The sequence below is a fragment of the Fibrobacter intestinalis genome, assembly GCF_900167415.1.
GTDB classification, from domain to species: domain Bacteria; phylum Fibrobacterota; class Fibrobacteria; order Fibrobacterales; family Fibrobacteraceae; genus Hallerella; species Hallerella intestinalis.
The window spans coordinates 1-14,392 of record NZ_FUWU01000066.1 but is presented as its reverse complement, the minus strand read 5'-3'; the positions used below and the strand labels follow the sequence as shown (position 1 = coordinate 14,392).

At 41.6% G+C, this 14,392-nt stretch carries 11 protein-coding genes and 1 pseudogene; 1 reads left to right on the top strand and 11 read right to left on the bottom strand.

The features are described 5' to 3' along the window. A partial coding sequence (locus B5D40_RS13285; RefSeq protein WP_144319705.1) for an integrase core domain-containing protein occupies nt 1-367 on the top strand: 367 nt, incomplete at its 5' end. Between the two features lie 519 nt (nt 368-886). Here B5D40_RS13285 and B5D40_RS13280 read toward each other — a convergent pair. The 11 genes and pseudogenes from B5D40_RS13280 to B5D40_RS13230 form a co-directional block, all read right to left on the bottom strand. Next, nucleotides 887-1,939, bottom strand: a complete 1,053-nt coding sequence (locus B5D40_RS13280; RefSeq protein WP_078777296.1) for a family 16 glycosylhydrolase — start codon at nt 1,937-1,939, stop codon at nt 887-889. A 318-nt stretch (nt 1,940-2,257) separates the two neighbouring features. Next, a complete protein-coding gene (locus B5D40_RS13275; protein WP_078777295.1) occupies nt 2,258-3,154 on the bottom strand; it encodes a hypothetical protein in 897 nt (298 codons plus the stop codon). 1 nt (nt 3,155) lies between these two features. Beyond that, a complete protein-coding gene (locus B5D40_RS13270) occupies nt 3,156-6,812 on the bottom strand; it encodes an ATP-binding protein (RefSeq protein WP_158222047.1) in 3,657 nt (1,218 codons plus the stop codon). Next, on the bottom strand, nt 6,799-7,356 hold the full coding sequence (locus B5D40_RS13265; RefSeq protein ID WP_198950974.1) for a condensin complex protein MksE: 558 nt from the start codon (nt 7,354-7,356) through the stop codon (nt 6,799-6,801). Before B5D40_RS13265 ends, B5D40_RS13270 begins: the two co-directional genes overlap by 14 nt. A 10-nt stretch (nt 7,357-7,366) precedes the next feature. Further along, on the bottom strand, nt 7,367-8,560 hold the full coding sequence (locus B5D40_RS13260) for a hypothetical protein (protein ID WP_078777293.1): 1,194 nt from the start codon (nt 8,558-8,560) through the stop codon (nt 7,367-7,369). Between the two features lie 4 nt (nt 8,561-8,564). Continuing rightward, a pseudogene (locus tag B5D40_RS16560) lies at nt 8,565-8,792 on the bottom strand (cell filamentation protein Fic); the annotation flags it as partial. Next, nucleotides 8,788-9,513: a nuclease-related domain-containing protein gene (locus tag B5D40_RS16555; RefSeq protein WP_369832895.1), complete on the bottom strand. Its 726-nt coding sequence runs from the start codon at nt 9,511-9,513 to the stop codon at nt 8,788-8,790. The gene B5D40_RS16555 and the pseudogene B5D40_RS16560, both read right to left, overlap by 5 nt. Nucleotides 9,514-10,182: 669 nt before the next feature. Continuing rightward, a complete protein-coding gene (locus tag B5D40_RS13245) occupies nt 10,183-10,758 on the bottom strand; it encodes a hypothetical protein (RefSeq protein WP_078777291.1) in 576 nt (191 codons plus the stop codon). Next, nucleotides 10,745-11,464: a DUF3800 domain-containing protein gene (locus tag B5D40_RS13240; protein WP_078777290.1), complete on the bottom strand. Its 720-nt coding sequence runs from the start codon at nt 11,462-11,464 to the stop codon at nt 10,745-10,747. Before B5D40_RS13240 ends, B5D40_RS13245 begins: the two co-directional genes overlap by 14 nt. An 86-nt stretch (nt 11,465-11,550) precedes the next feature. Continuing rightward, on the bottom strand, nt 11,551-13,431 hold the full coding sequence (locus B5D40_RS13235) for a DUF262 domain-containing protein (RefSeq protein ID WP_078777289.1): 1,881 nt from the start codon (nt 13,429-13,431) through the stop codon (nt 11,551-11,553). Between the two features lie 55 nt (nt 13,432-13,486). Beyond that, nucleotides 13,487-14,392, bottom strand: a 906-nt coding sequence (locus B5D40_RS13230) for an IS3 family transposase (RefSeq protein ID WP_078776669.1), incomplete at its 5' end; no start/stop codon positions are given.

The following is a 14,392-nucleotide window of genomic DNA, read 5'->3' as shown; positions in this document are numbered from 1 at the left end:
CTTTTGCGTGGATGTGCTTCTGGAGGCCGTAGGCAAGTACGGTTGGCCGGAGGTGTTCAATACCGATCAGGGTTCGCAATACACTTCCGAGAAGTTTACGAAGTGCTTCGAGGACGAGGGCTGCACGGCGAAGCTGTCTATGGACGGCAAGGGCCGTTCACTGGATAACGTGTATATCGAGAGGTTCTGGCGAACGCTCAAGTACGAGGACATTTATCTGAAAGGCTATATGGACATGAAGGAGTGCTTCAAGGGAATCAAGTCGTTCATTGACCGGTATAATGACCGTCGCAGACACTCATCCCTTGAAAATCACACCCCTTCGGAGGTATATTTTAACCATGTGGTCCTGAAGGTGGCTGCATGACGAAAACAGTTCAACTAAGAAATCGGTTTTTCCTGTCGAAAAAAAACCGACCAGTTCACAGGTGGACGGTTTCTTTTTAAACACGCCTGAACCCGCTTGAAAAGGAATTTTTTTTGAACACGAGAATTCTGTGGAAAATTTTATGGGCGACGGACTTCAGGCAAAAATGCGCGTTTGGATGGCGGGTGATTTTTCATCAGGGAGCGCTTGTTCCGAACCCAAGACCAGCCCCCTATCCCCCGCCACACTTTATAAGCAACGCTTCCTTTAAGCGAATTGCCCCTTCCAGGGATACTTCAACTACGGAATCAAAGATTCCATTCCAAGGAAGCTTTGCTGGCTGGAATCGGTCGCTGAACCTGCCGAAGCAATTCTCATAGCAAAGATTATTTTGCCGCTTAGCGCCTGTCGTCAGGATTCAGGAGACTTGGCGAAACAAATAATCTTGACGTTTACGGATAAGCCTGGGGGAATATAGACTTTTATATGTTTTCTGGAGCAAAAGCGGGCGAAAATCGCTTAAAGTTTCCGAAAAGGATAGGAATGACTTTGGGAATTCCCCTGAACTTTCAAAATGTAATGCCCCGCAGGAAGATTTCGGATAGAAATTTCTCCCGACTTTTCATGAACTCCCTGCATCAGCACTTCTCCCGCCGAAGAATAGATTTTCCAGGAAAAGCTTCCCGACAAGGCTTTCGGCAAAAAGAGGGTTTCTTGAAAAAGCTGCGGACGCCATGGAGTTTTAGAGACACCCGACGAAATCGCAGAATAGGCGTCGTCCTGCGGAATGGGAGAATTGTCAAAGCCTTCTTCGCCGGCTCGGGTAATCGCCAAAATCAGAGTGCCGTCTTTGACAATCACATTGTCCGGGTGCATATCCACTCGGTTCTCGTCAAAGGTCCAGTTGCCCGTATTCCAGCGATCCGTATCAAAAGTATCGAAATCGTCCGTCCATTTCAGCGTAAAATCCGAACCGTTTTCCCCAGCGCCCGGCGTGTATTCATAAACCTTCACCCAGTTGATGTACTGATACATCGGAAGCACGGCGTCGTCAAATGCTCCCACCCAAGAAGTCACCTCCGACGACCAGAGATTGAAACGCAGGTCCTGCGGTTTAACCATGGCTTCGACCTGTTTTTTCGTATCGTTGGAATCGCGAACCGTCCGCCGGACTTCATTGCCGTCAATACTCCAAGAAATATAATCGGGAGTCCATTCCATCGCGTAGGTGTGATAACTTTCGTTTGCCGCCGGAGAAAGCGCATGATGCTTTTCACTCGTCTTTTTGGCGTTCGCCGAGCCGCTGATGATATTGGACTGGAAACTCGCCGGGGATTTTCCCAGCACTTCGATGTCGATTTCCACCCAAGGTTCCGGGTCGCCCTTGTAGGAATCGTTGTAGTAAAGAAACATGGAACTGACCAGTCCCGATGCGGCAGCCATGCGCATTCTGGCCTCAAATTTGCCGTACATAAACGTTTCGCTGCTGAAAAGTTCAGCACCGGAATAATCTTTCGCCCAAACAGATGTCATTGCCATTGTTGCAACCCAAAAAAGATGTTTCCATTTCATATTGACCTCGTCGTTTTTTTTGTTGCAGAATTTCCTTAAAAAAATTGAGCAACCGTGTCCATTTTAAAATAAAATTTAATTCGGGAAACGCATTAGTTTATATCGCTCAAAAAATTAAAGCCGTATCAATTGTATTTATACTTTAAGCCTTATGGACGCAGAACAGCTCTATCCGAATAACCTTCGAACTATAAACATACAAGCAGGAACTCACCGCTTTATTCTAATTTTAAAGAATCCAACTTTTGCGCGGCACATTGCATCGTTGAAGATTTTCTTTTTTCCAATATGGCGATTTGACGAAAAAACTTGAAGGTCTTAGTCAATAAAACCCTCTTGATCGTAGCACTTGTGATACTTCCTTATCCAGTTTACGAGGGGAAGGACTCTGGGGTCGGTGACCTTCATGTTTTCAAATTTCAGAATCTGGTTGTCATAACGTTCGCGGCTGCCCTTTTCGATGCAAGCTTCCGCATTTTGGGGAATGAAGAAAGTCGAACGCTCTTCCAATTTGGCATAAAATTCGGTTAGATAAATATGGATTCCCGCCAAGTCAAGGTCGCCGAAATGCACATAGTGATTGTTGTTGTGACAAAGCCAGCGAATTAAATCTTTTGATTGCGGATACCGAGCCACAAAAAGCAAGGATTCCTGTCTAGATGTAATAAATTGTTTGAAAAGATTTCTTTGGCGCTGGATGTATCGGAAGTTTTCCATATTTTCGATGCCCACAACAATCACGTTTTCTGGGACAAAGAAATTTTCGTAATCCGCAATAAAAATGAATGAGCCATCAGGCGGATTCAAGTCGAAATGCTTTCCATTCAAAATCACGGGAATCGGTTCGTAACTGTTTACCAAAAATCCTTTGCAACTACGAGCCGTACGCATTTTAGAATTTCCCGTTTCCATCGCCTGAGCCTGTCGCGGCATATTCATTTCGACTTCTTGCTCAGTGTTCGCGAGATTCCGAAAAATCTCTTCACTTTTTTCTAAATTCTTGAAAGCATCATTACGCGCAGCAAGATAAGATCGAAAAGCTGTTTCGTTTGGCATCTTGTAATAAAATCCGCGACCTTGGGAAATTGCAATAATCAATCCTTCTTTTAGTAACTCCTTGAAAATAGAGCCTTTGCAGTCGCTTGCCGCAAGCTCGGCTCCATTGGCAAGAGCAATGAACTTTTTTAACAAAGGCCCCGTAATCGTGTACGCCATATTACACTCCTTGAGTCCTTGTCATCAGCGGGCGAACGACGGTTTGCGACTTTGCATTTTTTTCCAGCAAGTAGGTGTAGCGATATTCCGATACGCTTTGCGTTGTAGGCGAACCGTTTACCAAATAGATGTTTCGGCTGTTTGCAAATTTCAATATGCCGTTTGCATTTTTGGGATGGAGCTTTCCAATTTCATCCATCATGCAGTGGAGTTTAAATTCGCCAAACTTGCGTGAAGCCTGGGTTTTGAAAACGTTGATGAGCATAATGTTCACCATCGCTTTTACAAGCACATCCGTTCCTTCGGAACCCACATTGGAAATTTTATCAATCCATCCTGTATCGTTGTCGTTTTCTTGCACGCGGAATTGCAAGCGGAATGCGTCCGAAAGCTTTAACGTATGGCGAGTGGGTTCGTCGTTCAACGATTTTACAAATTGCAACAACAAATCGACCGCTCCGCAATTTGCACTTTCTGTATCACCTGTCGAGAACAAGTTCAACTCGCCCAAAGCATATTGATTTTCGGCGTAAAATTTTTGCATCGCAAGCATAAGCCGCATCAGTTTGTCATTGGATTCTTCGGTTCGTAAAGCGATACTCTTGATGACTCCTGCAAAGTTTTTTTCTACAAAGTCCCGATTGATACTTGCGACAATTTTCTCGATTTCAGATTTTTGCTGGGTTACATCGCCAACTTCCTTGGCAACTCGTGCAAGAATATCGGAATAGCGACCGCTTGTGCGCTTGCGGTATTCTTCAATCTTTTCATTCAACAGAAAATCGCTTAAGTTGTCTGCAAAATCCATAAAGTCGCTTTCGCCGTTCAACTCCATCTTGAACTTGAATGTGTTTCGTCTGGAAAAACGCCCCTTGAATTTGTTAATGGATATTTCAAGTTCCTTGCTCCGCGTTTGAGCGTTCATCAGGGACTCTTTAAGTTCCGTCAAAATTTCAGTACAGAGCCGGGCATTTGGCGATTCTCCAACACTCTTTATATTTTCGGGGCAGAAACTAGAAATGGAAAACTTGTCCGTTTCTTCTACAGATTCCTTTAATTTGCGCTCTGTGTCGCGCGTCTTTTGCAAGGCTTTATCTTGTTCAAGTCGTTTTGTTTCAAGCCGTTCTTTACGAGCGTTAAACTTCTGTTGCAAATCTTTTAGACGACTTTCTAAATTCCGTTTTTCATTTTTGAATTCATCTTCGTGATCAAAAAGTTCCTGCTTGTCGTAACGGAATCGAGCAACTAAATCACGATTGTTTTCGATTTCGTTCAGTTGTTGTAGTACGCCTTCAATTTCCGATTCGCATTCCTTTAAAACGCCCACATCCACATTCTTGTTTTTAAGTTCTTCGTCGCGCTGTTTCTGCAAATCCTTGCGTTCATTTTCCGCTTTGTTTTTGCGAATCTCAATCTCTGCAAAAATTTGCACACGGAAGTTGTCAAAGTCGTTTTGAAGCGATTCATTTTCTTGCTGTTTCGCTTTTTCATTCGCTTTCAAATCTCGATTTTTATCGGCAACTATTTTATTTTGCAGTTCTTCGGTTTTCAGCAATTTTTCAGATAATGAGCATTGTCGCGTTTGAATTTCATTTTTGCGTTTTTCGATTTCCACTCCGTCGTCGCGAATCCATTTTTCTCGTTCATTTTCTAAACGTTTCCGCTTGATGGGAATCTGTACAAGTTCATTATCGGCATTTCTGATGTTTTCCAAAAGGGACTTGATTTTCGGTGCATAAGCGCGTTCTACCGCCGTATTTTTCTTTTCAAGCGCATCCGCCAATTCTGTTTGTTTTTCCTTGTTTGCTTCGATAGACTTCAAAACGGACTTCTTCTCGGCAGCGATTTCTTCGGGCGTGCGTACCCGAATAGGCAAATCTTCCAAATTGATTTTTACTCCAAAAAGCGAGTCGCCCTCAACCAACTCCGGCGATAGTCCCGTATTGTACAGAACGGTTTCTTCGTCAGCAATTTTGCCAATCGAATTCTCCCAGCCAGGCTTATTCTGACTAAGCCATTCATAGAGGGAACCCTTTTGGCGTTCCAGCAATTCATCCAGATTTTTCAATTGCGCCAGTAAGTTCCGATTTTCTGCAAGCAAGCTTTCGTTTTCTTTTTCATACTCCACTTGATTGCGTTCCAATTCAGCATCCCGCTGTGCCACCAACTTATTCTGTTCTGCTTGACTTGCAGACTTTTGCACCCTTGTTTCGTTTTCAAGAGCATTCAAAGATTTAATTTGTTCATCACATTCCTGAATTTTATCTGAAAAGGGATGAATATATTTAAGTTCCAGTAATTGTTTTTCACAAGCAACTTGATCCGCTTTCAATGCGTCCAGTGTATTTTTCGCATTTTCCAGTTTTTCATCATACCGTAAAACAATAGAATCACGAGACTGTTCAAATTTTTCAAGCACTCGTTGTTTTTGCTCCAGCAGTTCCGTATTTTTATCATTCAAACGAGCGTTCTGGTTTTGCTTAAATTCCTCTAAAGTCCTTGAAATTTGCTTCAGCAGATTTTCAAACTTTTCAGCAACATCTTCATATTCCCGAGTCAAGAGTCGGCGACGTTCTTCAAGCCGTTCTTTCTCGGTTTTCAGCGTCCCTTCCCGTTCCTGTTTTTTCAAGACCTCGTCAATGCCCTTTGCCTGATAATCTTGATACTTTTCACGGCACTTGTTCAAGTTTTCCTTGACAATCGCCAAGTCCGCATTTAACCCATCCCGTTCCTTATTGAACTTTCCGGATTCTTCTCCGATAAGGCGAATCGTATCGTTTAAAGCCGCACTGGATTTTTCAATTTCAACGGCAATGGAAGGGAGCTGTTCTTTTGCTACACGATAAGAATAATTCAGTTGCTTGCCACATTCCTCGATATTTTTCTGGATCCCTAAAAGCGAGTGATAAAATTTCACGACACGGTCAGCATCAAAACGCGTCTCACATTCGCCACGTTTATTCGTTCTGAACCAAAGGCCGATATCACTGTATTCTTGCTCAAACTCCGATACTTGATGCCTAAAATAGCCCAAGTCAATAAAAGAACTTTCGCTTTCCATGGACTGTATGATTGTTTCTTTGATGAAATCCGCATCCAGTTTTGAGTTCAAAAAGACGTTCTGGAGGCTTCGCGGAATGTTCTGGTAGCGACTGCTTTCCGCAATGGAAAACTTAAAAAACTCCTTCCGCGTCACAGCCAGATGATTTCCATAAATAATATCACGGAACATTTCGTACCGTTCGACAACCGGACTCATATAACAATCATGAAGCCGCATACGGATTGTCCCCATCTCAGCAGTCACTTCACCATTCTCGCCGATCAGCCATTCTTTTTTATACGGGGAATCAATAAAGTGGAAAACCGCACGGCCATTCGACTTGCTCACCAACACGCAGAACGCCGACTCATCACGTTCCACCTCATATACGATATAAGAATTGGATTGTTCAAAGTAAAAATCATCAAAAGATTTCTTTTCTTTGGGAATCCCCAATTTTTGCTTATCTCCATTATAGAAGAAAAGAATCGCCCGCAGCAAGGTACTTTTTCCAACCCCCTGCGTACCAATCAAGTGCACATTGCCGTTCAGACCGATTTCCGCATAGCGCACATGAGCGCTATTGATGAAGACAATTTTATTAAGGGACCTCATTTTCTGCGCCCTCCACCACATTCAGGCAATTCACCAATTCTTCAAGATAACGGAATGCCGCAGTGACTTTATACAAGCCTTCCAAATCGTTTTCCAGTTCAACAAACCCTGCTTTCATCAAATCGTCTGTTAGTTTGTCCACAACATCCGCAAAAGCTTTCTTATCGGCATAAAGCTTGGAAGCCTTATCTTTCAACTCCATATCGCAGGAAATCTGCTCCAGAATTTTCGCCTTGGTAAAAACAAATCCAGAACTGAACGCCGAATTAAAAGTTTTCAAGAAATCCAAACGGTCAATCCAGTCGCAAAAACGGGCCAGTTTATCCACCGCACTCACCTTCTGCTCTTGCCGCGAAAAGTAAAAATACCCGTCTCCACTTTCCAGCACAAAACCGACGCCCTCGTAATATTCGCGATAGCTTTCAAAATCATCTTCAATCTGATCAAAATAAGCGCGATTTGCCTGCGAAACGCTGTTCACCGAAATAAAAGAGCCCTTGCTTAAAATGTCGAAAATTTCCTTGGAGTATTTCAGCATAACCATCCTTAAAAAATCATCTCGGAAAAATCAACGGATACCTGTATCCATAGGCTTCTTTGTATTCATCTGTCATTTCAAATTCATCTGAAAAATGGGAAGCCAGTTGGCAAAAAAGCACCAGCTTTCCTTCCAAGTCAATATCATAGGGATAACTGTAATTCATAACGTAATAAAACAAATCCGTACTTGTCGCCAAGAATCCGTTCTTCATTTCGGTCTGATCCACCATGGGAATCACGACATTCTGCGTTTCCAGTTCCTTTTCATCAAGGGGATCCGCCAATTTTTTGCGAAGGTTTCTGCCTTTCTGCTTTCGCCCGCGAACTTCTCGCAAAACAGAAAGTCCTTCATCACTTCCTCGCAGCCAATCCAGCGAGACTTTGATTCTGTAGCCAACACTCGGTTCCATCCATACCGGGTTTCGGTCTGCGAGAACATTTTCCACATCCGTATTTGTTTCAAGCACCTGCTGATCGCGAAAATATTTTACTAATCGAATCTTTTTCAACAATTCACTTTGATAATCAATCAAGTTGATGTATTCAATAATCTGCTTTTCGATTTCAATCAGATTGTGAGAGGACTCGTTCAAATCGTAACGCAAGTCATCAACCACAAGCCGCAAATCCGCATCCATGGCAACCTTGAAAAATGCCGTCTGATTTTCAACGACCTTCTCCGCTTCGTTTATCTGTAATTTAATCCCGTCACGCTTTTCATCGAGATGTTTGAGCTTCGCTTTTTTGATTTTGTAATTCGGCTCGTTTTTATAGGTATTGTCCACATTACGCTTCAAATCAATAACGTTTCGTTTAGTATTGAGAGCGATATTCTTAAGACTCCGGCGCACCTCGCGCAAGTAATTGTACTTTTGCGATTCGTTGGTTTCTTGCAAGAAATATTCAATTGTTTCATTCAGATGGTCAATGTTTGCCTTGACACTTTCCACATTGATTTCTTCATTGACTTCAAGAACTTCTTCAAAAAACTTAAGGTAAACATCTTCCAGTTCCAAAAAATTCCCGTTGTCGCGAATAACACCATATTCCACCAAATACAGAATGCGGGATATTTTATAGTCAACCAACGATTCCGCCAAATCCATGCGAAATGAAAGGTTTTTGCGCTTTGCGAACATTTCCTTCAACAGCACCTTCTCGCGAGAAAGTGCCTGAATCAGTTCGTCGATGGAACGGAAATTGTTCATACAGGGAAATATAGGATTTTAATCGATAACCACGGGAAATAATCCTGTTGAGATTGTAATATTTAGTATTATAACATTTCCCATCTGCGGCAGTTGTTCGGAAATTTCGAACAGTTGCGGTCTCATCAAGTTCCTCTTCTTCAAAAATATGCTTAATATGCTCGCTGATATTTGCCTCGCTTGACTGGCACAAATCCACAAGCTGCGCTTGCGTAAGCCAGACCGTTTCATCGATAGCACTTCTCCAGTTTTTTGATTATCTCGCGTTGGGCTTTTTCAGAGAGTTGCTTTTTGCAGCGGATGGAATCCAGTTCAAAGGACAGATCTTCTATTCGCCAATTCTTGATTTCCTTGTCGCACAGGGCCTGCGAATCATTCCGCTTTTGACGATATACTTTGATTTCGGGATTTGCCCACACAAGAATCGGCTCTACAAATGCATTGTCCTTATTTCGGTTGAACTCCGGATCAAGAAATCCTTTGAGGGCAACCGCATTGCGCTTCGCCTGGAGAATTGGGTTGGAATCTTCGCAGACCTTGACAAGGCCTGATTTTCGCTTTTCAAAAAATTCAGTGCCAGAATATTCAAAATGCCCCGAATAATTTTTCACCTCAATAGCAAATACACCCCACGGAGAAACCAGAACGACATCCACATCTTCTTTACGACCGTTAAAATGAAGATTCCTGAAAACGTGGCAACGGCCATCAAGTGATTCCCTAAGAGCATCAACGACATGGTCTTCGCCCTCGAAACCCTTCTTATATGATGCTACTTTATTATCGAGATAGTCTATCAATTTTTCAAGCGGCCTGATAATGACAAAATATCCCACAGCAAGCAACAGCACCACAATCACGGCAGCAATCAACCAAGCAAACCAATTCCAATTTGCAAGCGGAATAAAATCGTACTCAAAGAGAACCTTGTTCGCAAACCACAACAGATACATAAAACAAAGTCCCAAGACAAAACCGACAACAAGACCTTTCCTTATAAGATAATGTTCCGTCTTGTTCAACAGATACGAATTTTTGGAAGAAGTTACCATCAAAGGACCTTTGCCATCCAAAATTTTCTGATGTTCCACATGGTAATGGTAATCCAGCAAAATGACGCACGCCGCACGAACTTGGGTATCCCTAGTTTCGCCCATAAGGGAATGCAGACGTTCCCAGCCCATGCGGCCATTGCGTTTGTACCAAAGTTCCTTGATGGCAGCCTTTTGACCTTTATCCTCGATTTTGACGGCGACAGCTTCATCTATATTTCTAGGAATTTTGCCACTGTCGATGTATTCACGGATTTTACTTTCTCTATCATTTAGAAGCACCTCGGCAGCGGCTCGGATTTTCTCGTTTTCAGAAGCACAAGCCTGACGAAGCATTTTGCTAGTCAACTTGTTCTGGTCCAAAAGTTCGCCCATAGTCTGCTGGGATCCGGGCCATATTATGCTACGAGCGCGAGGGACTGTAAGGAATGGGTAGGGCATAATTACCGTTTTTCAATTATTTTTGCCATTTTTCGTTTAAATCACGTTTAAACCTAGTCTATTTGCATCGTGCTTCTATTTAAAATTCCTATTGACAAACAATCATTATAAACCTATATTTACAACATCTCATCTACCAGTTGTAGAAGGAGTTTCTGGAGACGTTCCGCCAAACGGAGCGTCTTCTGCTTTTTTGTACATGTGGTAATGCTTCAGCTGTTTTTGAAGAGAATGGTCATATTCCAGATAAAATGCTGTAATCAATAGGCAATAGCGTTCTCGCTTTTCAAGAACGACTAGGAATCGTTCTTCTTCAAACAGGAAATGAAAACGCCTTGTTGACTTGTATGGCTCCTCCCAATATTTGATGCCACCGCAGTCTTCGACACAACGAATCTTGCATTGATAATTCTCTATAAATTTTCGAATCCAATGTAAACGTTCGCAGCGTCTGAAATCGGGTTCACGGTTTTGAACATTCTCGTAATTTTTGCACGTAAAATGAACGAAAGATTCTTCGTAGCCATCAATTATGGGAGATTTCCGAACTTGAACTTTTAGTCCTTGGAAATACAAATCATTCGACCAAAAATCTTTTTTGTAGGTACAATACAGTGATGATTCGTATTCTTTATACGATTCAATCGTAAACGAGGTTTTTGTAAACTCGTTCAATTCAGGAAGCCAACAATTATTCCTTGTCATCGCGATATTTCCACACAAACAAATTCAACTTATCTTCACGAAGGAGGGTGGATTTTTGCAGTGTGTATCCAGACCTTTTTTGAACAAGCTCTATAATCTGCCTTTTGGCGGCACTCCTTTTTTCAGTCACATTAAAAGTTCTATTATTATACCCAAAAGCCCCCGTCAAAACATCGGTAATCTGCATAATCTGCACTTCATCAGATCTTATTGGTTTCACCTGTTTAATGATTTTCTTCGAAAAGTCATACATTGAATTGGAAATTACATCACGAAGGTTTTTAGCCTTTTCTGCTGAATGCGTATCCTTTATATCGATAAAAATGTTGTACGTATCTGTCGGAACAAGCATGGCTTTCAACATGCTAAAATACATCTTGTAATACCATTCGTCGTGGGTCTGGTTGAACATTTGGTGATTCAATTTCTTTTTGTCTGGAATCAAGAGTCCTCTAAAATGTAAATCTTTTTCGTCAAAAAAATACTGAATCAAGTCTATATAAACCTGAATTTTAGAAGGAGAAACTTTTGTCCACTTCAGTTCGGCCTGCACGGGAACATTGTTGCGAATCTTTATGTTCTTTATTCGTTCGTTAATTTCACGCCTTTTTTCCTTTGGGCACCACACGCCCCCCAAAACCATGACATTGCTATTGTCGTGTTCCAAATGGCAGCTTTCGTCACAGTAGAAATTGTATTCAATCATATAGTTTTCTCTTGTCTTTAAAATAAGTTATTGTGCGGTCGGGGGCAATAGGTGCGACATGTCGCACATTTTTTTTATTTCCGCAATCAATCGCCTTCATTAAAAAGGAATTTCAAAATTCGTTTAGCAGCTCTAGAGGTAGCCATTTCAATATCCTTCTTTTCCCATTTCTTACTTGGATATTCAATTAATGACTTCGCTATACCAAATTTGCTATCCTTATAACCTGATTTTTGTTTTACAGATGTCTGCTTCTTTGTTTCAAACCATTCCTTGCCAATAGACTTGTTAATATTTTCTTCCAGAAGAATTTTATTGCCAAGAGAATTTACAACTTCATCAAATTCTTCCTTGGTATCAATTCCTGCATCTTTCCTAATCGCATCAAGATTATGGCCGCTAGCAGGCATAATATGTTCTACATTCACGCTATCAGAGAAATCGAAAGAAATGTTTTTTTCTTTTGCGTAAAGATATTCATTCAGGAAAACAAGAATATTTTTGTCATACTCCATAATGAGCTGCAAAATTCCGTCCCTTTTTTCTCCGCCAAACTTCCAAGATTCTTCGATATGCTTATTAAAATCATTGATAATTTCATCAGCAGGAATATTTGCGTCAACTAGTTTTACATTTTCGCCAAACAGGAATGTTTTAAATTTAGAACTAGAATATCCGGCATCAACAAGTTCCAATAAGGAAAATAGTCTTAGCAGGACTTCACAAACACTGGTCAAATAGTCCTCAGAAATATTGATGGAATAAAGCGTCTCTTTAGTTTTTTCATCAACACTTTTCTGCATTGGAATTCTGTACAAGTACGAAATCAAATAGAGCTTAACATTTTCGTTAAACTTAAGAAGAAGTTTGACAATGGGGTAATCTTTAACAGCATCCCAAATCTTTGCGATTTTTATAAATCTCTCGCACAACTCTATGGGATTATCTAATAATTCCTTTTTTAAATCCGTGTAGTAATTTCTTAAACCCGGTGTTGTTACATCCGGTTTACCTGAAGTCATATATTCTTTATCTGCAGCTCGTTGCATATACATATTCTGCTGTAGAATAGAGTCCATATCAATAACATTGCGAGAATTTAATTCTGTTGCAAGGTCGTTGATTTTTTCCCAAAGTTTATTGAATTTTTCTTTTTTATCGCCAGCATTTGAATACAATTTTGCCGAGATAATATCCGCATCAGAAAGAGGCAAACCTGTAGAGTTTAACGAATTAAACATGGTAATGGCTTGCTCTATTTGCCAACTTCGAATTTCAATAACCTGGCATTTCTTTAGAAACACCTTTGCAAAGGTATTTAATCTTGATTCTGAATAATCGCTAAGTGTCTCGTAGAAAAACTTAAAATTTTTAAAAAAACTTGTGTATTTGTTGTCTTTTTTCTTTTTGTACAAAGTTGTTACAGAAGCAGCAGCTTCATCAAAATCCTTTGCACCGAGAATCGCATGCAAATCATTTTTATAGGGTTCATTTATTGAGTTGTTTTCAAGAAAGATAATCCCTTTTGCCAATTCCCAATTTTTTAAAATTTTATTTCTGTCATCAGATTCTTCTGCTTTATAAAGAATAGAAATGATTTTATTACGATATTCCTTAAGGCTATCTTCCAAATCCTCCGAAGTTTCATCACGTTTAAAAACGTTCAACACCTCTTGCAAACGAACAAGAAGAGCCTTCAATAGAAGTAGAAATGTAGTCGTTCTTTGTTGACCGTCAATCAAGCTAAACTGATTTTCTTTTGAACAATCAACGATAACCGTTCCAAAGAAATAGGGATCTGTCGCACCAGAATTGGTAAACGATTCAATATCCTGCCATAACTTATCACATTGTGTTTTTGTCCAAGAATACCCGCGTTGGTATTCTGGTATTACAAATTTATCATCTTTGCCAAAGGTGAGATAATCACTGATTAATTTTAGTTTCGGTTCAATTTCTTTTGCCATGTTTAATCCTTTTTCTTTGAACGAGGGGCTGCGGACTTTTTCTTGGACAGATTAGTTAGATTAAATTTAGACTTTTTCTGTAATCATCGGGGCTCATTCCGCCAAGACTCATCTTTATTCTATCCTTGCAGAACCACTCCAAATATTCATTCAGTTCCTTTTTGAATTCGTTTTTGGTGACGCCAGCCAGGTCACGATTGTAGAACAATTCGTTCTTTACGATGCCGAAGAAGCCCTCGCAGGCGGAGTTGTCGGGAGAGCAGCCTTTCTTCGACATTGACCGTTTCAGCTCCGCATCGTTCATCCGCTTTATCCATCCCGGCCATCTGTAATGGCATCCCCGGTCCGTATGCACGATCGGCTTTTCTCCGTCGTGGAGCTGCCCTAAGGCCTTGTCCAGCATTCGGTTCACTAGCCTCGAATCGGGGCTTTCGCCTATAGTCCAGCATACGGGTTTTCCGTCGAAGCAGTCTATCATCGGAGACAGGTACAACTTGCCGTCGGAAAGGGGGAACTCCGTGATGTCCGTAAGCCATTTCTCATTGGGCCTGTCGGCATGGAAATCGCGGTTTATCAGATTGGGCACCGCGGGCGAAATTTCGCCCCTGTACGAGCTGTACTTCCGTTTTCTGGGACGGTAGGCCGCAAGTCCGTTCTCGCGCATCACCCTCCGGATGACTTTTTCAGACAAGGTCCTTCCCTCGTCTTTCAATACCTTTCGGATCCTTCTGTAACCGTACCTCTTCTTGGATGCCTGGAAGGCTATCTGTACAAATTCAAGGGAATCCCTGTCCTTAATCGCCCTGTCGTTTGCGTGCTTCAGGTTGTAATAGAATACGCTGCGGGGCAGGTCAAGCCGGGCAAGAAGTTGGCCAAGTCCGAAGCGGTCTTTCAAGGCGTTGACGATTTCCGTTTTTTCCCTGTTCCTCAAGGCGGAAACGTCAACGCCGGGGTCTTTTTT

Bases quoted from the DNA above. Each gene is read 5' to 3' on its own strand.
- B5D40_RS13280 (WP_078777296.1), bottom strand. From the start codon at position 1,939: ATGAAATGGAAACATCTTTTTTGGGTTGCAACAATGGCAATGACATCT.
- B5D40_RS13275 (WP_078777295.1), bottom strand. From the start codon at position 3,154: ATGGCGTACACGATTACGGGGCCTTTGTTAAAAAAGTTCATTGCTCTT.
- B5D40_RS13270 (WP_158222047.1), bottom strand. From the start codon at position 6,812: ATGAGGTCCCTTAATAAAATTGTCTTCATCAATAGCGCTCATGTGCGC.
- B5D40_RS13265 (WP_198950974.1), bottom strand. From the start codon at position 7,356: ATGGTTATGCTGAAATACTCCAAGGAAATTTTCGACATTTTAAGCAAG.
- B5D40_RS13260 (WP_078777293.1), bottom strand. From the start codon at position 8,560: ATGAACAATTTCCGTTCCATCGACGAACTGATTCAGGCACTTTCTCGC.
- B5D40_RS16555 (WP_369832895.1), bottom strand. From the start codon at position 9,513: ATGTATCTGTTGTGGTTTGCGAACAAGGTTCTCTTTGAGTACGATTTT.
- B5D40_RS13245 (WP_078777291.1), bottom strand. From the start codon at position 10,758: ATGACAAGGAATAATTGTTGGCTTCCTGAATTGAACGAGTTTACAAAA.
- B5D40_RS13240 (WP_078777290.1), bottom strand. From the start codon at position 11,464: ATGATTGAATACAATTTCTACTGTGACGAAAGCTGCCATTTGGAACAC.
- B5D40_RS13235 (WP_078777289.1), bottom strand. From the start codon at position 13,431: ATGGCAAAAGAAATTGAACCGAAACTAAAATTAATCAGTGATTATCTC.